Source organism: Acidovorax sp. ST3, from assembly GCF_003231145.1.
Classification (GTDB): domain Bacteria; phylum Pseudomonadota; class Gammaproteobacteria; order Burkholderiales; family Burkholderiaceae_C; genus Acidovorax.
Window position 1 is genome coordinate 124,586 of record NZ_QKVP01000004.1, and the last position, 20,577, is coordinate 145,162.

19 protein-coding genes and 1 pseudogene are annotated in these 20,577 nt (G+C 66.0%); 10 read left to right on the top strand and 10 right to left on the bottom strand.

Translation table 11 applies throughout. From position 1 onward, the window contains the following. Positions 1-90: 90 nt before the first annotated feature. Together DNK89_RS13280 and DNK89_RS13285 are read left to right on the top strand one after the other, a co-directional pair. Positions 91-1,818 carry an acyl-CoA dehydrogenase family protein gene (locus DNK89_RS13280; protein WP_110960493.1) on the top strand — a complete coding sequence of 576 codons (1,728 nt, stop codon included), beginning with the start codon at positions 91-93 and terminating at the stop codon, positions 1,816-1,818. A gap of 123 nt (positions 1,819-1,941) precedes the next feature. After that, positions 1,942-3,681, top strand: a complete 1,740-nt coding sequence (locus DNK89_RS13285; RefSeq protein WP_370220915.1) for a tannase/feruloyl esterase family alpha/beta hydrolase — start codon at positions 1,942-1,944, stop codon at positions 3,679-3,681. 58 nt (positions 3,682-3,739) lie between these two features. Here DNK89_RS13285 and DNK89_RS13290 read toward each other — a convergent pair whose 3' ends face one another. After that, entirely contained in the window at positions 3,740-4,189 is a 450-nt protein-coding gene (locus DNK89_RS13290; RefSeq protein ID WP_110960495.1) for a carboxymuconolactone decarboxylase family protein, read from the bottom strand. A 116-nt stretch (positions 4,190-4,305) separates the two neighbouring features. Here DNK89_RS13290 and DNK89_RS13295 point away from each other — a divergent pair. The 3 genes and pseudogenes from DNK89_RS13295 to DNK89_RS13305 form a co-directional block, all read left to right on the top strand. Then, positions 4,306-4,506: pseudogene (locus tag DNK89_RS13295) on the top strand (tannase/feruloyl esterase family alpha/beta hydrolase); the annotation flags it as partial. Positions 4,507-4,720: 214 nt separating this feature from the next. Further along, entirely contained in the window at positions 4,721-5,863 is a 1,143-nt protein-coding gene (locus DNK89_RS13300) for an ImmA/IrrE family metallo-endopeptidase (RefSeq protein ID WP_238990808.1), read from the top strand. After that, positions 5,860-6,360, top strand: coding sequence for a DUF4411 family protein (locus DNK89_RS13305; protein WP_110960496.1), 501 nt, complete (start codon positions 5,860-5,862; stop codon positions 6,358-6,360). The genes DNK89_RS13300 and DNK89_RS13305 overlap by 4 nt, the downstream gene beginning before the upstream one ends. Positions 6,361-6,541: 181 nt before the next feature. Here DNK89_RS13305 and DNK89_RS24505 read toward each other — a convergent pair whose 3' ends face one another. Together DNK89_RS24505 and pobA are read right to left on the bottom strand one after the other, a co-directional pair. Next, the gene (locus DNK89_RS24505) at positions 6,542-6,802 is read right to left on the bottom strand and encodes a hypothetical protein (protein WP_203422296.1); all 261 of its coding nucleotides are present in this window, start codon (positions 6,800-6,802) and stop codon (positions 6,542-6,544) included. Between the two features lie 306 nt (positions 6,803-7,108). Then, positions 7,109-8,281: a 4-hydroxybenzoate 3-monooxygenase gene (gene pobA, locus DNK89_RS13310; RefSeq protein ID WP_110960497.1), complete on the bottom strand. Its 1,173-nt coding sequence runs from the start codon at positions 8,279-8,281 to the stop codon at positions 7,109-7,111. Between the two features lie 214 nt (positions 8,282-8,495). Between pobA and DNK89_RS13315 the strand changes: the two genes are divergently transcribed. The 3 genes from DNK89_RS13315 (at position 8,496) to DNK89_RS13325 (ending at position 10,315) form a co-directional block, all read left to right on the top strand. Next, complete coding sequence (locus DNK89_RS13315) at positions 8,496-9,377, top strand: helix-turn-helix domain-containing protein (protein ID WP_110960498.1); 882 nt, start codon at positions 8,496-8,498, stop codon at positions 9,375-9,377. 94 nt (positions 9,378-9,471) lie between these two features. Then, the gene (locus DNK89_RS13320) at positions 9,472-9,849 is read left to right on the top strand and encodes a VOC family protein (RefSeq protein WP_060985658.1); all 378 of its coding nucleotides are present in this window, start codon (positions 9,472-9,474) and stop codon (positions 9,847-9,849) included. A 37-nt stretch (positions 9,850-9,886) separates the two neighbouring features. Continuing rightward, positions 9,887-10,315 (top strand): VOC family protein, encoded by a 429-nt coding sequence (locus tag DNK89_RS13325; protein ID WP_110960499.1) that lies wholly within the window; start codon positions 9,887-9,889, stop codon positions 10,313-10,315. A 9-nt stretch (positions 10,316-10,324) separates the two neighbouring features. On the opposite strand, the gene DNK89_RS13330 is transcribed toward DNK89_RS13325, so the two are convergent. Next, positions 10,325-10,774 carry an Lrp/AsnC family transcriptional regulator gene (locus DNK89_RS13330; protein WP_060987274.1) on the bottom strand — a complete coding sequence of 150 codons (450 nt, stop codon included), beginning with the start codon at positions 10,772-10,774 and terminating at the stop codon, positions 10,325-10,327. 101 nt (positions 10,775-10,875) lie between these two features. On the opposite strand from DNK89_RS13330, the gene DNK89_RS13335 reads away from it, so the two are divergent. Further along, entirely contained in the window at positions 10,876-11,496 is a 621-nt protein-coding gene (locus tag DNK89_RS13335) for a LysE family translocator (protein ID WP_110960500.1), read from the top strand. 99 nt (positions 11,497-11,595) lie between these two features. Next, positions 11,596-12,135 carry an EVE domain-containing protein gene (locus DNK89_RS13340; protein ID WP_203422262.1) on the top strand — a complete coding sequence of 180 codons (540 nt, stop codon included), beginning with the start codon at positions 11,596-11,598 and terminating at the stop codon, positions 12,133-12,135. 427 nt (positions 12,136-12,562) lie between these two features. Here the strand turns inward: DNK89_RS13340 and DNK89_RS13350 are convergent, their stop codons facing one another. The 6 genes from DNK89_RS13350 to DNK89_RS13375 form a co-directional block, all read right to left on the bottom strand. Further along, positions 12,563-13,273, bottom strand: a complete 711-nt coding sequence (locus DNK89_RS13350) for a hypothetical protein (RefSeq protein ID WP_238990809.1) — start codon at positions 13,271-13,273, stop codon at positions 12,563-12,565. A 188-nt stretch (positions 13,274-13,461) separates the two neighbouring features. Next, the gene (locus DNK89_RS13355; protein WP_110960503.1) at positions 13,462-17,214 is read right to left on the bottom strand and encodes a molybdopterin cofactor-binding domain-containing protein; all 3,753 of its coding nucleotides are present in this window, start codon (positions 17,212-17,214) and stop codon (positions 13,462-13,464) included. Further along, the gene (locus DNK89_RS13360; RefSeq protein WP_110960504.1) at positions 17,211-17,717 is read right to left on the bottom strand and encodes a (2Fe-2S)-binding protein; all 507 of its coding nucleotides are present in this window, start codon (positions 17,715-17,717) and stop codon (positions 17,211-17,213) included. Before DNK89_RS13360 ends, DNK89_RS13355 begins: the two co-directional genes overlap by 4 nt. A 21-nt stretch (positions 17,718-17,738) precedes the next feature. Continuing rightward, positions 17,739-18,911 carry an ABC transporter substrate-binding protein gene (locus DNK89_RS13365; protein ID WP_203422263.1) on the bottom strand — a complete coding sequence of 391 codons (1,173 nt, stop codon included), beginning with the start codon at positions 18,909-18,911 and terminating at the stop codon, positions 17,739-17,741. 120 nt (positions 18,912-19,031) lie between these two features. Next, positions 19,032-19,757: a bifunctional nicotinamidase/pyrazinamidase gene (gene pncA / locus DNK89_RS13370; RefSeq protein WP_110960916.1), complete on the bottom strand. Its 726-nt coding sequence runs from the start codon at positions 19,755-19,757 to the stop codon at positions 19,032-19,034. A gap of 74 nt (positions 19,758-19,831) precedes the next feature. After that, positions 19,832-20,575, bottom strand: coding sequence for an ABC transporter ATP-binding protein (locus DNK89_RS13375; RefSeq protein WP_110960917.1), 744 nt, complete (start codon positions 20,573-20,575; stop codon positions 19,832-19,834). Between the last annotated feature and the right edge of the window lie 2 nt (positions 20,576-20,577).

Sequence of the window (20,577 nt, forward strand, 5' to 3'; positions counted from 1 at the left end):
AGTCCGGGCCGCCGCATGGCAAAAAATAAAAGAAACAGCCGCTAGCGCCCAACCATCAAGCGCAAACAGCTACTAATAAGAGAGCAAACCATGCAAGCCCGCCAGACCCTTGCCGACATCCAGCACCTGCTGACCACCGTGCTGAAGGCGCCCACGCGCTGGCAGGGCCTGGCACCGTTTGTGGATACCGACGGCGACCTGGCGGCCCAGGTGCTCGACGAGGCGGCCAAGTTTGTGGACAGCGCCATCGCCCCGCTGCAGCGCAGCGGCGACGAAGAAGGCTGCCGCTTTGACGGCGGGCAGGTGCACACCCCCGCAGGTTTTCGCGATGCGTACCAGGCCTTCTGGCAGGCGGGCTGGCCGTCGCTGTCTTGCGCACCCGACGATGGCGGCCAGGGCCTGCCTGCGGTGCTGGAGTGTGTGCTGTTTGAATGGCTGGCCGGTGCCAACCACGGCTGGACCATGGCCCCCGGCCTGCTGCACGGCGCGTACGAATGCATCAAGCACCACGCCAGCGACGCACTCAAGGCCCAGTACCTGGAGAAGGTCGCCACCGGCGAATGGCTGGCCACCATGTGCCTGACCGAAGCCCACGCGGGCAGCGACCTGGGAATGGTGCGCACACGCGGCGTGCCCCAGCCCGACGGCAGCGCGCGGGTGAACGGCAGCAAGATCTTTATCTCTGGCGGCGAGCACGACCTGACGGACAACATCGTGCACCTGGTGCTGGCGCGCTTGCCCGATGCACCGGCGGGGCCCAAGGGCCTGTCGCTGTTCCTGGTGCCCAAGGTGCTTAAGGATGGAACACGCAATGCCGTGGTCTGCGAACGCATCGAAGAAAAGATGGGCCTGCACGGCAGCCCCACCTGCGTGATGCGCTTTGACGACGCCACCGGCTGGCTGGTGGGCGAGCCCAACAAGGGCCTGAACGCCATGTTCGTGATGATGAACGCCGCACGCCTGCACGTGGGCCTGCAAGGCATCGGCCTGCTGGAGGCCGCGTGGCAAAAGGCCAGCGCCTACGCCGCCGAGCGCCGCCAGATGCGCGCCCCCGGCGCCAAGGACACCAGCCTCATTCAAGACCACCCCGCCATCCGCCGCATCCTGCACACGCAGCGCGCGTGGATCGACGGCGGCCGCGTGCTGGCGTACCACACGGCCCTGCAGCTCGATGCGGCCAAACACAGCACCGACGCGGGCGAACGCGCTGCCGCACAGCGCTGGTGCGCGCTGGTCACGCCCGTGCTCAAAGCCGCGCTCACCGACCAGGCCTTCCACGGCGCCAGCGCCTGCCTGCAGGTGTTTGGCGGCCACGGCTATGTGCGTGAATGGGGCATCGAGCAGATCGTGCGCGACGCGCGTGTGGCCATGATCTACGAGGGCACCAACGAGATCCAGGCCATCGACCTGCTGGTGCGCAAGGTGCTGGCCGATGGCGGCCAGGGCCTGGGCGCCCTGCTGGGCAGCCTGCCCGGCGCAGCCCCCAGCGCCGCCGCCAGCGCGCGCCGCCATGCGCTGGTCGAGATCACGCAGACCCTGGCGATTGCCGCCCAGTCCGACCCCGAACTGCCGTACTGGGTGGCCGACGACTACCTGCGCGCCGTGGCGCTGGTGCTGCTGGAATGGGCCTGGGCCCAGATCGGCGCCGCCCGCCCCCACCGCGCTGATCAGTCCACCGGTGCCACAGACCGCTGGACCCCACCCGCCCAGGCCTTCGCCCAGTGGGTGCTGCCCGAATTCGACCTGCGCACCACCATCCTTCGCCAGCGCATTGCCCAGGCGTTTGAGTTCAGGCCCCAGGAGGCCGCAAGCGCATGAACCATATGCGCCAGCAGCTCCTGATTCAGTAGCAAAACACCTTCCATCGATCTCCCTCCCACAGCGTGTTGAGGCCGCGCTGAGGGCTGTCCTGCGCCTCGAAAAATCATAGGAGACAACACCATGCGCTTGAAGATGAGAAGAAACCGGATGCGTGCCCACCAACCCCTGGCGCTCTCGGCCGCAGCCGCCGCCTTGCTCATGGGCTGCGGCGGCTCGTCCGATGCCGCCCTGCCCCAGCTCTCCGCCGCCACACCGGCCACCCTGCAGTCGTGCGCCACGCTGGCCAGCAGCCTGGCGTTGCCCGACACACGCATCACCTCGGCCGAACAGGTGCCCGCAGGCCCCATCACCGTGCAGGGCGTGACCACCCAGGCGCCTGCGCACTGCCTCGTCAAAGGCAAGATGAAAGAGCGCACCGGCCCCGTGGACGGCGCCAGCTACGCCATCGGTTTTGAAATGCGCCTGCCCGTAGAGTGGAACGGCCGCTTTCTGCACCAGGCCAACGGCGGCCTGGATGGCAGCGTGGTCACCGCGTTGGGTTCGGTGAGCGGTGGCGCCCCCGTGGCGCCCGCCCTGGTGCAAGGCTTTGCGGTGCTCAGCTCTGACGCAGGCCACGGCGCGCCCACGCCCTTCTTTGGCGTGGACCCGCAGGCCCGGCTGGACTACGGCTACCAGGCCGTGGGCACCCTCACCCCCATGGCCAAGAACCTGATTAAGAGCGCTTACGGCAAGGCGCCCGACCGCTCGTACCTGGCCGGCTGCTCCAACGGCGGCCGCCACGCCATGGTGGGCGCATCGCGCTATGCCGACCAGTACGACGGCATCCTGGCGGGCAACCCCGGCTTTCACCTGCCCAAAGCCGCCACCACGCAGCTGTGGAAGGCCCAGCAATACGCCAAGGTATCCACCAAAGACGCCAGCGGCCTGCCCGACCTGACCACCGCCGTGAGCCCGGCCGAGTTCAAGCTCATCAGCAGCAAGATCGTCGCCAAGTGCGACGCGCTGGACGGCGCCACAGACGGCCAGGTCAACGACGTGGCCGCCTGCCAGGCCGCCTTCAACCTGCAGACCGACGTGCCCACCTGCACCGGCGCCCGCGACGGCAGCTGCATCACCAGCGAGCAAAAGGGCGTGCTGGCCAGCATCTTTGCCGGCCCCAAGAACAGCAAGGGCGAAGCGCAGTACGCCGGCACCTGGTGGGACCCCGGCGTTGCCGGCGCCAACTTTGCATCGTGGCATTTTGGCGCCCCCGCCACGCGTGACGCCGGTGCGGTGGCCTTCATCTTCACCTCGCCCCCATCCACCGTGGCAGCGTTCACCGCCATCCCCGGCATGCAGTACGCGCTGAACTTCAGCATGGAGACGGACTACCCCAAGATGTTCGCCACCAACGCGCAATACGCCGAGTCGCCCTGGTCATACATGACCCCGCCCAACGAAGCTGACCTGAGCGCCCTGAAGAACCGGGGCGCCAAGATGATCGTCTTCCACGGCGTGGCCGACGGCGTGTTCTCGCCCATGGACACCGCCAACTGGATGGACCGCCTGCAGGCCAACCACAGCGGCAAGGCCGACGCCTTTGCCCGCCTGTTCCTGGTGCCCGGCATGAACCACTGCTCCGGCGGCCCCGCCACCGACCAGTTCGACATGCTGGCCCCGCTGGTGGCCTGGGTGGAACAAGGCAAGGCCCCCGACAGCGTCACCGCCAAGGCACGCGGCGCAGGCGCCAATGTGGTCAACACCGAGCTGCCCGCCAGCTGGTCCGCTAACCGCACCCGGCCGCTGTGCGTGTACCCCAAGGTGGCACGCTACAACGGCACGGGGGATGTGGAGAGCGCAAGCAGCTTCAGCTGCAAGTGATCAGCTCTTGAAAAGCGGGAAGCCCGGCGCAAGCCGGGCTTCCCTTTTCTTTTTCTTTTTACGCCTTGGCGCGAGGCTTCATGCGAAAGCTGACGCCCATGCGGTTGATGGCATTCATCGTGGCAATCGTGAGCGTCAGGTCCACCAGGTCCTTCTCGCCAAACACGGCCAGCGCGGCCGCATAGGCTTCATCGGAGGCGTGCGTCTCGCTCACGCGGGTCACCTCCTCGGCCCAGGCCAGCGCAGCACGCTCCTGCTCGGAGAACAGATACGCAGCCTCATGCCACACAGGCACCAGCACCACCTTCTCCACCGACATCCCTTCGGCCAGCAGGTCACGCGTGTGGATGTCGATGCAGTGCGCGCACCCGTTGATCTGCGACACGCGCAGAAAGACCAAGTGCGTCAGCAAGCTGGGCAGGCCTGTGCCTTGGGTGACGAAGTGGTGCAGCGTCCCGATGGCCTTGGCACCCTCAGGCGACACGTTGAACCAGACAGCGCGATTCATACAGCAGTTCCTTCACATTGAATGTTGGGCGGAGGGCGATATCGGCCTCCTGCTCTCAAGACGTGTGGGGTGAGGGTGCTGTGACAGGTGCTGGAGAAATGGGTGGGGACGTCGCTGTGATCGCCTGGGTGGAACAAGGCAAGGCCCCCAACAGCGTAACCGCCAAGGCACGCGGCGCAGGCCCCAATGTGGTCAACACCGAGCTGCCCACCAGCTGGTCAGCCAACCGCACCCGGCGGCTGTGCGCGTACCCGAAGGTGGCGCGCTACAACGGGACGGGGGATGTGGAGAGTGCGAGCAGTTTTAGCTGTAAGTGATGGGGGTTGAAAGTGGGAAGCCCGGCTTGTGCTGGGCCTTTTTTGTACGAGGGTTTGACTAAAGTTTCTGGGTGGTGACTTAGCAAGCGTTTATCCTTCTGCAGCCAGCGTTCTTACCAGTGACAATCTGCCCAAGTTGCTGGTTTCAATACACCACTCCTTGCGGTCATTCGGTAGGCAACTGATAGACAGGTTGTTTTCTTAGAATAGATCTATGGCCCACCCTCACGCTCTTATTAACCCAGCAATGCTTCGCTGGGCACGTGGTCGTGTCGGTCTCGATGTGAGCGAGGCAGCGACAGCGGTTGGCGTTAAACCTGAGCAGTTCCAACGCTGGGAAGAAGGTGACTCTCAACCGACCTTCCGACAAGCCCAGCAAGTCGCAAATGCGCTGCATGCGCCGTTCGGTTATTTCTTCTTGAACGAGGCCCCTGCAGAGGAGCCTGTGTTGCCTGACCTTCGTACCGTTGGCGGAGCTCCAGCTGGCAAGCCCAGTGTCGACCTCACGGAAACTGTCCAGCACGCAATGCAGCGGCAGGCTTGGTTCGTCGAGTACCTTCAAGATCAAGGCGCGCAGCCTTTGCCATTCGTGGGCCGTTTCAACACGAGTGCCAACGTCGTAAAGGTAGCGCAAGACATTCGCACCGTACTCAAAGTCGATATCGAGCAAGGGCAGCGCAGTTGGGAAACGTACTACCGGGAGTTGATCGAAGCGGCTGAACGCGCTGGGGTACTGGTGATGCGTAGTGGCATCGTCGGCAATAACACCCGTCGGAAGCTCGACGTAGGTGAGTTCCGAGGCTTTGCGATCAGCCACCCGCTGGCCCCTGTCGTTTTTATTAACTCTGCCGATGCACCTTCCGCCAGACTCTTTACGCTTTTGCACGAACTCGCCCATATCTGGCTCGGCAGTAGCGGAATTTCCAACGTTGCGCCCGGCGGTACACGCCGCGAGGAGATCGCCAGCAACGCTATTGCAGGTGAATTCTTGGCCCCGACGGACATCTTCGCCAAGCTGTGGGCTGCTGGTGCTCAAGACATTGCCGTACGCGTGGCCGAGCTTGCGCACGGCTTCCATGTGAGCCGATTTGTAGTTATTCGCCGGGCGTTGGACCTAGGCCTCGTCAGTCAGGCAACTTACTCTGCCTTTTACCGAGCAGAGCTTGACGCTTTCCGCACCGAAGAGGGCGGCGGCGGTAGTTTCTATCGAAATGCTGGTGCTAAGAACAGCGCTCGCTTCGCCCGAGCGGTTATTGCAGAAGCGTTCAGCGGCCGCTTACTCCTTCGCGATGCCGGCAGGCTTTTGGGTGTTCAACCATCGAAGATCCGTGACTTCGCGGGACAGCTTGGCGCATGACCTATCTACTTGACACCAATACGCTGATCGAAGCGAAGAATCGCTATTACCGCATGACCACTTGCCCAGCTTACTGGAGCTGGGTGCAACGCAGCCATCACGCTGGAGTCGTGGTCAGTATTGAGCCAGTTGGTGCTGAACTCAGGCGCGGGAACGACGAGCTCGCGGAGTGGGCAAAGAGCCAAAACGGGCTGTTCCTACCCGTTTCAGATGAAACGACACAGCAGGCCTTCGCCCATGTCGCTGCATACGTTGCCTCACAAGCTGCGACGATGAAAACAGGTGCGATGGAGGAATTTCTAGGTGGAGCAGACCCTTGGCTTCTCGCAAAGGCGATGACTATTCCCGGCGCTATCGTGGTAACGCATGAGCAGTTCAACCCTCAACTACGCCGCAAATACAGCATCCCGAATGTCTGCGAGCCTTTTGGCGTGACGTGTATCGACACGTTTGAACTGCTCAGTCGAACTGACGCGCGCTTCGTCTTGGCCGACTGAAGCAGGTAGGCGCCTTACAACCGCCTACCCGTTTTGGTCTCTATCTCCACATACCTCTTGAGGATGCCTACGCGACGAAACGTCAACAGGGAGTTTCGACGGATGGACCGTCGAACAGGGCGCAAAAGGCTTGCAAGGGTTAGTCCAATGCAAGCCTTTCTTTTCTCGGAGAGACAGCCGCCTACCCCGACTCGCCCGGTGTTCGTTCATGCGATCTGCTGGCCTGTTCTTTCGCCTTCTTCCCTTGGTCGTGATGCCACTTGATGGCGTAAAACATGCAGGTGCCAAACACGAGCACCTTGAAGGTGATGAAGACTATCGGGACCCAATCCATTGTTGATGGCTTTCCTAGTTGTTGATGGGCACCCACTACCGTCAAGTGCAGTGCCCCAAAACGCTGCGTCAGCAGCTTCATCGTGTTCAAGCCATTGTCGATTTGCACATCGACACCACGGGGCCAACGATCTGAAACTTGGTGCGATGCTATCGGGCCTGCTGTGTGGGCGTAAGCATCAGTTCTGCCTAAATTTTGCGTAGCAGATCAATATTGCCGTGCAGGGCAGCTGCATGAAAAGCGGCGTTGGAATGAGGTTCGTATGGAGCCGCAGTGCGCAGGCTATAGGTCACGCCGAGAGTACACGGACGCATCACAGTTTTTACGCAACGCCGACCGGGCATGCACAAAAAAGGCCTGCATGAGGAAACCCCATGCAGGCCTTTGATTGGGTGGCGTGCTACTGCCAGGTGCTCAGAACGGCAATCCCACGTAGTTCTCCGCCAACGACCCGAGCGCCTTTTCTGACGAGAACAGATACGCAAGGTCCGTGTCCTGCAGCTTCTGGTCGTAGGCCAGCGACTCGGGGAAGGTGTGCAGCATCGTCGTCATCCACCACGAGAAGCGCTGGGCCTTCCACACGCGGGCCAGCGCCTTCTCGGAGTACTTGTCGAGGCCGGTGCTGTCGCCATCTTTGTAGTGCGCGACCATGGCGTGGTACAGGTAGTAGATGTCCGATGCCGCGCTGTTCAGGCCCCGTGCGCCGGTGGGCGGCACGATGTGGGCGGCGTCGCCGGCCAGGAACAGGTTGCCGTAGCGCATGGGCTCGGCCACAAAGGAGCGTAGGGGGGCGATGGATTTTTCGATGGAGGGGCCGGTGATGAGTTGGGCAGCCACCTCGGCGGGCAGGCGGCGCTTCAGCTCGGCCCAGAAGGCTTCGTCGGACCAGTCTTCCACGTTGTCGGTCAGCGGCACCTGGATGTAGTAGCGGCTTAGCACTTGCGATCGCAGCGAGCACAGCGCAAAGCCGCGTTCGTGCTTGGCGTAGATCAGCTCGGGCGAGACGGGCTTGGTGCGCGAGAGCACGCCCAGCCAGCCGAAGGGGTAGACCTTTTCATACTCTTTGAGCACGTCGCGCGGGATGGACTTGCGGCTCACGCCGTGGAAGCCGTCAGCGCCGATGACGAAGTCGCAGTCGATGCGCACCACCTCGTCGCCGCTGCGGTAGGTCACATACGGGGTAGCGCTTTTGAGGTCGTGCGGCTGCACGTCTTCGGCGTTGTGGATGACGATGCCCTTCATGCGGTCGCGCGCTTCGTACAGGTCGCGCGTCAGCTCGGTCTGGCCGTAGACCACTACGGAGCTGCTGCCGCTGTACTTGTGCAAATCGACCCGGTCCATCTTGCCGTCGTGGGCAATGATGAAGCCGTCGTGGATCTCGCCTTCCTTGTCCATGCGGTCGCCGCACTGGGCCTCGCGCATCAGCGCGGCAAAGCCGTGCTCCAGCACGCCGGCGCGGATGCGGCCCAGCACGTATTCGCGGCTTTGGCGCTCCAGCACGATGGTGTCAATGCCCTTGAGGTGCAAGAGCTGCGAGAGCATGAGGCCTGAGGGGCCTCCGCCGATGATGCAAACCTGGGTTTTCATGGTGTCTCCTTTGTGGCGAGCGGCTCACAAAACTCCCCTGGCGTTGTTGTCCTGCCTTGCCGTACTGCTTGTACTGTCTGCGGCAGGACGCCTAGCCAGGGCCGCTTCGCTGAGTTGTGTGAGCCGCTCTGTTGGGTTGATGACATGGGTCAAAACGACCACCCAAAGATACGTGGCACAGTCGCCGCGTTGAATGGACGGATGGAGCCAGAACATGCACTTTTCGAACATCGATGGCATCCGCTCTTACAGCCTGTTTGGCGAGTCGCAGCACCTGCCCGATGTGCTGCACTGCGAGACGATTGCCGAGCGCTCGGCGCTGCACGACTGGGAGCTGGCGCCGCACCGGCACACGCGGCTGCACCAGGTGCTGCTGATCAACTCGGGCGGCGGCGTGGCACACCTGGATGGCGAGCGGGTGCCGCTGTTTACCGGCGCGCTCATCAACGTGCCGCAGGGGCATGTGCACGCGTTTCGCTTTGCGCAGCACACGCAGGGCTGGGTGGCCACGCTGGCGGATGAATTGATGGACGAGATTTTTGTGCGCGTAGGCGATGTGCGGCGCGACCTGGCGCGGCCTGCCGTGGCGCCTGCGCCGCCGGAGCTGCACCAGGCCATGGCCCAGGTCTGGCAGGAGTTCTCGGGCCGCGCCAAGGCGCGTGCGCTGGTGCTGCGGGGCCTGAGCGCCACGCTGCTGGGTTGGGTGGCGCGCGCACTGGAAGAGCACAGCCCGGGCGATGCGGCAGCGCCAGAGTCCAGCCTGGTGCAGCGGCTGGAGGCGCTGATCGAGGCGCATTTTCTGGAGCACTGGCAGGTGGCCGACTACGCGCGGGCGCTGGCCGTGTCGCCCACGCACCTGAGCCGCGTGGCGCGGGCCGCCACGGGCGTGTCGGCCCAGCGGCTGATTGAGGCGCGGCTGATGCGCGAGGCGCGGCGCAACCTGGCCTACACCCACCTGGGCGTGGCCACGATTGCCTACACGCTGGGCTATGCCGACCCGGCGTACTTCACCCGCGCCTTCACGCGCGATGCGGGGCTGTCACCGCGCGCGTTTCGGGCGCAGGTGGCGGCGTCAGCGCCCGCTACGGCGATGTGATGCCGCGTGACAGGCTGCTGACACGCCGCTGTCAGCAGCCCCCGCTCACCATCGGGGCTTCTTACTTTCGTTCTTTCACACACAAGGAGCCCCCATGAAAAACGCCATCGCCTGGTTTGAGATCCCCACCACCCAGTTGGACCGCGCCCAGGCCTTTTACGAAGCCGTGCTGGGCCAGCCCATGCGCCGCGAGAACATGGGCCCGAGCGAAGGCGCCGTGTTTGCCTACGACCCCGAGGCCGATGGCGCGGGCGGCGCGCTGATGATGGGCCCCACAGCGCCCCAGGTGTCGGGCAGCGGCACACTGGTGTACCTGGACGCCTCGCCCTCGCTCGACGCCGCGCTGGAGCGCGCGGTGGCCCACGGCGGCCGCGTGGCCCTGCCGCGCCAGGCGCTGCCGCCGGGCATGGGGTTCTTTGCGCACATCCATGACCTGGATGGCAACCGTGTCGGGCTGCATGCGCCCGATTGAGACCTGGCACCGATCCCTCTCACCAAAAGGAGCCCCCATGGAAACACAGGAACTGCACCGAGGCCGGCTGATCGACCACATTCAGCTCGTGGTGCGCGACCTCGCCGCCAGTCACAGCTTCTACACGGCCGTGTTCGACGCACTGAACGTGCCCATGGGCGGCACGGCCAAGGACTACTTCTGGGCGGATGAGCTGTTTATCTCCACCGCCGACAGCGCGGCCGCGCAGGGGCACCTGACAGGCCGACACCACCTGGCCTTTCAGGCGCAGGACCGGGCAATGGTGGACGCGTTCTACAAGGCGGCCCTGGCCCATGGCGGCAAGGACAACGGCGCACCGGGTGAACGCGCCTACCACCCCGGCTACTACGCGGCGTTTGTGCTGGACCCGGATGGGAACAACATCGAGGCCGTGTTCCACGGCGAGGCGCAACGCAGCGCGCCGTCGGTGAAGATCACGTTCTGAACGGACCGGTCAGCCAGCCTCCGGCCGGGCCAGTCCACGCAGCGGGATGGGCGTGGAGAACACGATGGACGTGCGCGTTTCGCCATAGCCGTTGATGTCGCCCAAGAAGCGCTCCAGATCGGGCAGGTCGCGCGCCACGACCTGCATCACATACGAGTCGTTGCCGCTGACATGGTGGCACTCAAGCACCTGGGGCGACTGGCGCAGCTTGTCGATCAGCGCCTTCTTGCCGGGCTGCGGCACGTTGATGCCCACCACGGCGCGTACGCCGTAGCCGACTTTGGTGGGGTCGATGTCGGCATGCACGCCACGCACCACGCCCGCTTCCTGCAAACGCCTCAGGCGCTCCAGCGTGGCGGGCACCGAAAGGCCCACGGCCTCGGCCAGTTCCTTGAGCGAGGCGCGGCCATCGGCCTGCAGCGCGCTGATCAGGCGCCAGGCTTTGTCATCGACTTCCATACAAGCCTTTCTCGATGGGCACAGAAAAAAGCGAAACCCAATTCTGGATTCGCCGAATTTTCTGCATTCTCCATCGCCAGACGCCGCCCTAGCATCGGTGCATGGACTTCACTTCAATCACCGTGTTTCTGCAAGCCGCCGTCATCGGCGTGCTCATTGCGGCCCCTGTGGGCCCCATTGGCTTGCTGACAATGCAACGCACTCTGGAGCGCGGCCTGGCGGCCGGGCTGGCCACGGGCCTGGGCGCCGCTATGGCCGATGCGGTGTATGGCGCCGTGGGCGCCTTCAGCGTGCGCTGGCTCATCGACGGGATGACGCAGGCCAGGACGCCGCTGGCGCTGGGCGGTGGCGCACTGCTGCTGGTGCTGGCGTGGCGCACCTGGCACGCGCCAGTGGACCACAACGCCGCACCAGCACGCGACGCGCGCGGCCTGCTGGGCCTGGCGGCCGGCACGTTTGCGCTGACGCTGGCCAACCCGGCCACCATCGTGTCGTTCATTGCGGTGTTTGGCTCGCTGGGCGGCGGCCGGCCCAGCCTGCCGTCGCCGCTGTGGATGGTGGCAGGTGTGCTGGTGGGCTCTGCCGCCTGGTGGCTGCTGCTGACCAGTGCGATTGCCTACCAGCGGCAGCGCTTTACGCCCGCCTGGCGCCTGCGCATCAACCGGGCGTCGGCCCTGCTGCTGGGCGGGTTTGCGCTGTGGCAGTGGGGGCAGCTGGTCTGAGGCGTTGCGCTGCGCACAGGGATGCTGCAAAGGTACTGACACTGCGGTGTCAGCAGCAGGCCCGCACCATCGGTGGCTTCTTTGACCAGGAGCTTTTTCATGACCGACGCCCTGCTGCAACACCCCCTTTGGCCGGATGCCGAGCCTGCGCGCAACGACATACCTGTATCGGCAGCGACCTCTGCAGCCGCCACGCGCCGCAACTGGATCGCCGTGGCCTGCGCCCAGCACGCCCGCCGGGGCTGCGCCACGCCGGGCGCGGGCTACATGCAGGTGTGCCATGGCAAGGTGGCGCCGCTGCAGCGCATACGGCCCGGCGACCGTGTTGCGTACTACGCGCCCACGGTGACCATGGGCGGCAAGGACCGGCTGCAGGCCTTTGTCTCCATCGGCATCGTGTTGCCGGGGTCGCCGTATGCGTTTGATATGGGTGGCGGGTTTGTGCCGTCGCGGCGGGACGTGGCCTATGTGCCTGCACGTGAGGCGGCGATTGCGCCGCTGCTGGACGCGCTGGAGTTTGTGGACGACCGCCAGCGCTGGGGCAGCAAGTTCCGGTTTGGGCTGTTGGCCGTCAGCGACCACGACATGCGCCTGATTGCGCAGGCGATGCAGGCCGAGCTGCAATCACTACATTTTTAATAGCGCCTCAGGCAATGGGCACTAGCGCATCTGGCCCCAAAGGCTTCAAACGGGTCGTGAACAGCACCGTGGCGCCTCTGAACAGCCCGCAGACGGGCGTCAGCACACCGCCATCAGCGAGTCCACCACCCGGCGTTGGGCGGCGGTCAGGGCGGTATAGCCTTCACGCAGCAGTCGCAGCACGATCGCGTGGATTTCAATTTCGCTAGCGGGCATGGTCTTCTCCTTGAACGGCAACAGTGGGCGGCCGCCGCGTGGCTGGCCGATGACATGGGCACCTGCCACGACAAAAAGAGGCGGGCGCCCGGGCCTGCCCCACCATGGACCAAGCCCCGATGCCACTGTGCCGGGGGGGCAACGCAGGCGGTAGCGCGATAAACGGGGAAGTTCGCGGCTTTTTTCGCGCGCCGCTCTGCAACCAAGGGGCTTATGGAGAGGTGGCCCCGGGCACGTAGGCGTCGATGACCGGCGGCTCGCTGTCCCCCGCTGCGGTGCGGGCCAGCTTGAACCAGGTCCAGGTCTCCACATCGGGCGCGTCGTAGCTGCCGTAGGACTGCCCGCCCCACGAAAAGTACGAGCCCTTGTTGCCGGTGGTGAGCGTGCGCTTGCCCACAGCCAGGCTGCCGTCTTTGAGCAGCGCCAGCCGGAACCCCTGCAGCTTGCCAGAGGTCCCGGGCTCGTTGCCGGACGGCGCGGTCTGCGGAGCCAGGTCGAGCATACCGGAGCTGCAGCGGGCCTGCGCGCCGCTGTAGGTGACCAGGCTCCACTGCCGGGTGAGCGAGGTGCGCACGTTGCGCGCGCGGTTGATGGTGCGCGTGCGCATCGTGGTTTCGCCGCGCTGCTGCTGCACCCAGACCTGCATCTCGGCCGAACCGGTAAAAAACGGCAGGCTGCCCCGCACACCCGCAGGCTCGACCGGCGGCCAGGCGTACACGCCTTGCAGGGACGGGCAACCGAACCAGCTGCTCTGCACCGGGCCAAACGCCGGGGGCGGCTTGGGTGACCCTTGCACGTCCGGCCCACAGGCCGTGAGGGCCAGGCAACACAGGGCCAACGTTGCGGCCCCGCCGATGCGCCGCACGCGCCGTTGCGGGGTGCGCAGGGCGCTGTGCGATGGCAAGAGTGCGGCAGGTGTCATGGTATCTGGGCGGTGGTGTAGCGCGATTGTCGGGCTGAACACGGGGGCTGCGGATGATCCATCTGCTCCATTTTTGATAGCTGATTGCGCATATTCCACTAGCGCATCAGCACCAAAAGGCTTCAAAACCGTGTTGACGATCCCCCAGATATGGCTTGGAGGGTCGTCAGAACCGTCTAAGAGCCGCTCTAAGGATGCGCAGGCCCCGCCCGCACGCGGGCCAGCGCCTCGGGCACATCGCGCCACGCCGGGCGGCCGGGTGCGTAGCGCTGGCGCATGTAGCCCGCCAGCTCGGTGATCTGCGCGTCGCTGAGCGCGTGGCCAAAGCCGGGCATGAAGCCAATGTCCCGCGCGGCGGGCTCGCGGATGCCGTGCACGATGACCTGCAGCAGGTTGTCGGGCCGGTCGCTGTGCAGGTTGCTGTTGAGCGCCAATGGCACGTTCACGCCCAGCAGCTTGGGGCCGTCGCCGTCGTGGTGGCAGGCGGCGCAGGCACCGTCGAACAGGCGCTGGGCCTGGCCGGGCTGCGGGGCCAGCGCGGCGGCCTGGGCCACGGCGGTTTGGGCGCGCTGCTGCGGGTCAGACACAGGCTGTGTGGCGGGCTGAGTAGCAGCGTCTGTGGCGGTGAACGAGGCCAGGTAGCTGGCCATGGCGCGGATGTCTTCGTCGGGCAAGTGGGCCAGCTCGCGCACCACGGGCGCCATGGGGCCGGAGGCGCTGCCGTGCTGCGGGCTGTGGCCGTGGCGCAGGTAGCCATACAACGCATCGGCCGTCCAGGGCACGGGCGCCTTCGACAGGCCCGTGAGCGCGGGCGCCTCCCAGCCATCCACCATGGCGCCCGAGAGGAATGCAGCCCTACCCAACTCGGCCCCCAGCGCATTGCGCGGCGTGTGGCAGGCACCGCAGTGGCCTACGCCCTGCACCAGGTAGGCGCCCCGGTTCCAGTCGGGGAGGCGGGTCGGGTCGGGCTTGAACGGCGTGGCGTCGTGAAACAGCGCGTTCCAGCCCGCCATGAGGGGGCGCGCGCTGAACGGGAAGGTCAACGCGGTCTTCGGCACCTCGGCCCGCACGGCGGGCTGCGCCATGAGGTAGGCGTACAGCGCGGTCAGGTCGTCGTCGCTCATCTTGGCGAACGAGGTGTAGGGGAACGCGGGGTACAGGTGCCTGCCGTCGCGCGAGATGCCTTCGCGCATGGCGCGCTGGAAGGCGCTGAAGGACCACTGGCCGATACCCGTCTCTGCGTCGGGCGTGAGGTTGGTGGTGTAGACCTTGCCAAACGGCGTTTCCATGGCGCGGCCACCCGTGTTGGGCGTGCCGCCTGGGGCGGTGTGGCACACCGCGCAGTCGCCGGCAGCGGCCAACAGGCGGCCGCGCTCGATGGTGGCGGCGTTGTAGACCGAGGCACCCGCCGTCTGCACCACGGGCGCGATGGAGGGGCGCCAGCCCAGCAGCGCCGCGCCCATAGCGATGCCACCAGCGACCAGAGCCAAGGCGCGGGCCCAGGGGCTGCGTTTTGCGGGCCAGGTGGCGCTGGCGGGCACGGTGGACAAACTGGGGGATGGCAGCTCCAGCGTGGGCAAGACCTCGGCGGGCTCGGTGGGTGGGGTCCCGTCTGCAGCCGCCTCGCCTGCGCCACCAGGCAAGGGGTTGAGCCCGGCGCGCACCACCTCGGGCGTGAACGGCGGCGCACGAAAGCGCACGCCCGTCGCATCAAAAATCGCGTTGGCAATCGCCGCCGTGCCCGGCACGGACGACGACTCACCCGAGCCCAGTGGCGCCTCGTCCTGCCGGGGCATGTGCATGACCTCGATGACCGGCACTTCGCGAAAGCTCAGGATGGGGTAGCTGCCCCATTCGCGGTTGTCCACGGCCTGCTTGACGGGCTCGAACGTCACCTGCTCCTTGAGCGCGCGGCTGGTGGTCTGCAGCACGTTGCCGTGCACCTGCTGCTCCACACCGGCGGGGTTCACCATCAGGCCCGCGTCGTGGCCCACGACCACGCGGCGCACATGCACCTCGCCGGTCTTTTTGTTGACCTCCACATCGGCCACCCAGGCCGCCCAGGCGGCGCCGAAGCCAGGCCATTTGCTGTGGATGTAGCGGGCATAGGCAAAGCCCTGGCCCTGCACCCAATCGCCATCGAGCGGGCGCTGCTGCGGGCCGGTGCGGCGAATCCAGCCCGCCTTTTCGGCCGTGGCCTGCACCAGCTCGGCAGCGCGCGGGTCGTTCAGCAGTTGCATGCGAAACTGCACCGGGTCCACACCCGCCGCCGTGGCCAGTTCGTCCACATACGACTCGTGCGCAAACGAATTGGGCAGCGCCGACACGCCGCGCAGCCACGACGCGCGCACGATGGGCGGCATGTCGTTGACGGCCACGCGCAGGTTGTCGTACTGGTAGGGCGGGCGCGCGGTGCGGTCACCCATCTCGTAGGCCTGGGCCACGGGCTCGATGGTGCGCGTGAGCAGCAGGGCGAGCGTGGGCGCGCCGTTGGAGGGGTAGGACGTTTCAAAGTCGTACGCCGCCACGGTGCCATCGGCCTTGAGCCCGCCGCGCACCTGCATGAGCTGCGCCGTGCCCTTGGGCTCCCACAAATGCTCCTGCTCGCGCGTGAGCTGTACGCGCACCGGGGCGCCCACGGCGCGCGAGAGCAGCGCGGCATCGGCCGCCACATCGTCGGCACCGTTGCGGCCATAGCAGCCTGCGGCCTCCATGCGGATGAGGTCGATGTCCACATCGGGCAGGCCCATCAGGCGGGCCAGGTCGGCGCGCAGCACATGTGGGTTTTGCGTGCCTGCCCACACGGTCATGCGCGGGCGGCCGGTGCTGTCATCACTGCGCCATTCGGCCACCGAGCACGACGGGCCGATGGAGCCATGCATCTGGTACGGCCACACATAGGTGCGCGGCATGGGCTGGCCGTCGGCAGACAGCGCGGCCAGGGCACCCTCCACATCGCCCTCGTCCACCAGGCGGCGCTGCGTGGCGGGGTTGGCGCGGATGGCTTGTTCCAGCGCCTCGGCGCTGTCCTGGCGCGGAAAGCCGGGCCAGTCCTTCCAACGCACTTTCAGGTCGCGCAGCGCCTGCTCAGCCTGCTCCTCGCGCTCGGCGACGATGCCCACAAAGTCGCGGATCACCACCACGGCGCGGATGCCGGGGATGTGGGCGATGGACTGCTGGTCCACCGATTCGAGCGTGTTGCCGATGAATTCGCCATGGTCCGCCCCCGCATACGGCGGGCGCACCACGCGGCCGTGCAGCATGCCGGGCACGCGCATGTCGTGCACAAACACCAGCTCGCCACTGACCTTGGCGGGGATGTCCACGCGCGGCACGGACTGGCCGACCACGGTGTAATCGGCGGCGGCCTTGGTGGGCGTGGTGTCGGCCAGCTCCAGCGTGGTGTGCGCGCCCGCCAGCAGCGCGCTGTAGGCCACGTGGCGCGACGGGTCTGCAGTGACCTGCACGATCCCCGCACGCACCTGCAATTGATCCACCGGCACGCCCAGCCGCTCTGCGGCCTGGGCCACCAGCCAGTGGCGTGCCTGTGCGGCGGCGATGCGCAAAGGCTTGGCGTGGATCTGGATGGATGCACTCGCGATGGTGGCGCCCTGGTTGGGCGCGCGTGTGGTGTCGCCCAGCACCATGTTCACCTGGGCCAAGGGCACGTCCAATTCTTCGGCCACGATCTGCGCGAGCGCGGTGCGGATGCCGGTGCCCAGGTCCACATGGCCGTTGAGTGCGGTCACGCTGCCGTCGTCCCACACGGCGATCAGTATCTCCACGCCCTCGGCCGGGTTGCCCGCCACCAGGGCGGGCTGGCCCTTGACGGGCGGTGGTGCGGGCGGCGGGTTGCGCACCACCAGCAGCACGCCCTGGGCGGCATGGAAGTCGGCGCGGGTGAGCGGGCTGTGGGCGCGCAGGGATGGGGGCGTGTTCATGCCTGGGCCTCGCGCATCAGCTGGGCCGCGCGCAGCACGGCGCGGATGATTTCGACATGCGTGCCGCAGCGGCACAGGTTGCCCGACAGCTCGCGGCGCACTGCCGCTTCGTCGGGGTCAGGATTGCGCTCCAGCAAGGCCACGGCCATCATCACCATGCCGTTCAGGCAGTAGCCGCATTGCGCGGCCTGCTCATCCACAAAGGCTTGCTGCACCGGGTGAAGTCCTGCAGTGCGGCTGCAGCGCCCGGGCAGCCCTTCCAGCGTGGTCACCTCGCGACCTGCCACGCACTGCGCCGGGATCACGCAGGCCCGCGCAGCAATGCCGTCCACCAGCACCGTGCAGGCACCACACTGCCCCAGGCCACAGCCGTATTTGGGACCGTTGAGGGCCAAATCGTTGCGCAGCACGTGCAGCAGCGTGGCGCTGGCCAAGGTGCTCTGCGGCAGGGCACACGGCTGGCCATTGACGACAACCGGGGAAGGTGAAGCGGGCGCGTGCATGTCTCGGTAGGTGGTTCTCAGTCAGCGTCGCAGCGACCCGCTGCGCGTGTACATCTCCAGGTCCACAAAGTTGGAGCCATTGTGGTTGTTCGGGCCGTAGACCAGCGGAAAGTCGCCGATCTTGGTGGTGCCCATGTCTTCCATGGCCTTGATGAAACCTTCGCGCGTGAGCGCTTTTCCTGCGCGCTTGACACCTTCCACAAACACGCGCGCGGCGATGTAGCCCTCCAGCATGGTGTAGCTGTCGATCTTCTCGCCTGCATCCGCGCGGTCCTTGCGGTAGTCGGCCACGATGGCCAGGCGGCTGGCCTGCGGCGAGGGCACGATGCTGGCCGTGACCAGGCCTTCGATGCCACCGTTCAGGCGCTGCGCAGAGCCCGGTGCGTCGGTAATGCCCACCGAGATCGTGTACAGCGGCGACGCTGCGCCTGCCGCCCGGTAGTCGCGCAGGAACACCTCCACCATCTTGCCCGCCATGATCATCACCACCGCGCCCGGCTGGGCCTTGGTGAGCTGCGCGACCTGGGGCTTGGCGTCGGTGGCGGCGATCTCCATGGGCACGGAATCGACCACCTTGACCTTCAGGCCCTGGGCGATCTGCAGACAGGTGTCGAGGTTGGATTTGCCAAACGCGCTGTTCTGGTAGATGACGGCAATGTTGTTGATGCCCAGCGTGGCGAGGTGGCCCACGATCTTGCGCAGCTCGGTCTCGTAGCTGGCGCGCACGTGGAACAGGTAGCGGTTGTGCGTGGTGCGAAACGAGGTGGTGCCCACCAGCGGCGCGAACATGGGCACGCCCGCCTTCTCTGCCAGGGGCATGGCGGCGATGAGGTTGCCGGTGGCCACGTAGCCAATCAGGGCGAAGACCTTGTCTTCGTCAATGAGCTTGGCCGTGTTCTCGGCGGTCTTCTTGGGCTCGTACGCGTCATCGTGCGACACCAGCTCCAGCGTGCGCCCCTGCACGCCGCCGGTCTTGTTCACCTTGTCGAACGCCAGCGCAATGCCCGCCTTGTAGTCCACCCCGAAATCCTTGGCCGGGCCGGTGAACACCGCCGACTGCCCCACCTTGATGCGGGTGTCCGTCACCCCGGTCTCGGCAGCTGCCGGGCCTGCGGCCCCCAGCGCAGCGGCAGCCAGGGTTGTCAGCATCACACGGCGGTCGATGCCCCCCTCCTCCATCCCACGACATTTCATGAAACGCTCCTTACATCAAGTGCGCAAGTTTCCCTGCAAGCGGAGCGGCTGCGCAACCATTTCTGCGGGGTGTTGTGAATCCGTCAAACCCCGGCGCGCAAGCACCGGGGCGGGGCGCCATCAGGCGACGTCGATATCGCTGGACTGGATGCGTTTGACGCCCTTGGCCTTCATGTTCTTCCAGGCCGCGTCGAGCGATCCGTTGAGGTCGATAGCGCGGGTGGCGTCTTCGACCACATAGGTTTCAAAGCCCAGGCGTTTGGCGTCGAGCGCCGTCCAGGCCACGCAGAAGTCGGTGGCGAGGCCCGTGACAAACACGGTCTTGATGCCACGCTGCTTGAGGTAGCCGGCCAGGCCAGTGGAGGTCTTGCGGTCGGCCTCTTCAAAGGCCGAATAGCTGTCCACATGCTGGTGAAAGCCCTTGCGCAGGATCACCTGGGCCTTGGGCACCTTGAGGTCCTTGTGCAGGGCGGCGTCGTCGGTGCCCTGTACGCAATGATCAGGCCACAGCACCTGCTGGCCGTAACTGAGTTGGGTGGTTTCAAACGGCTTCTTGCCTGCATGGGCGCTGGCAAAAGAGGCGTGACCCTGGGTATGCCAGTCCTGGGTGACCACCACGTTTTCAAACGCTGCGGCGATGCGGTTGATGACGGGCACCACCTCATCCCCCTTGGCCACGGGCAGCGTGCCGCCGGGGACAAAACAGTTCTGCACATCGACCACGATGAGCGCCGCTCGCTCACCGGGTTTGATCTTGCCTGCCGCCCAGCTGGCAGGGAAGCTGGCCCCGGCCACGGTGAGCGCGGCCGATTGAAGAAGAAAGCGACGACGTTGCGCAGTTTGCATGGTGAACACTCCGGTTGGGAACGCACTGACACATCGGCCACGGCCCGGTAGGGCCAGGGCCGGGGAACTCTGCTTCACACGCTGAGGTAGGCGCGCCGCACCTCTTCGTTGGCGGCCAGCTCTTCCATGCTGGCCTGGTAACGGATCTGGCCCTTTTCGAGCACATAGGCGCGGTCGGACACCAGCTCGGCAAAATGCATGTTCTGCTCGGACAGCAGGATGCTCACGCCCTGCTCCTTCAGCTCCAGAATCATGTGCGCCATCTGCTCCACGATGACCGGGGCCACGCCTTCGGAGGGTTCGTCGAGCAGCACCAGATACGGGTTGCCCATGAGCGTGCGAGCCACGGTGAGCATCTGCTGCTCGCCGCCGCTCATGCGGCCGCCGGGGCGCTGGGGCATCTCGCCCAGGTTGGGGAAAAGCTTGAACAGGCGCTCGGGCGTCCACACCGGGGCAGCCGTGCCGTCGGGCCAGGTGCGGGCGGGCTGGCGGCCCACTTCCAGGTTCTCCATCACCGTGAGGTCGGTGAACACGCGGCGGTCTTCGGGCACAAAGCCCAGGCCCAGGCGCGCGGCGTCGTGCGGGTCGCTTTTGGAGATGTCGCGGCCCATGAACTGGATGCTGCCCTTGCGCTTGGCCAGCATGCCCATCAGCGTCTTGAGCGTGGTGGACTTGCCTGCGCCGTTGCGGCCCATCAGGGCCACGACTTCGCCACGGCGCACGTCCAAGTCCACGTCGTAAAGGATTTGCGCTGCGCCGTACCAGGCCTGCAGGCCCTTGGCCTGGAGCAGCAGTTCTTTGGGGTTGTGGGTCGTCATGG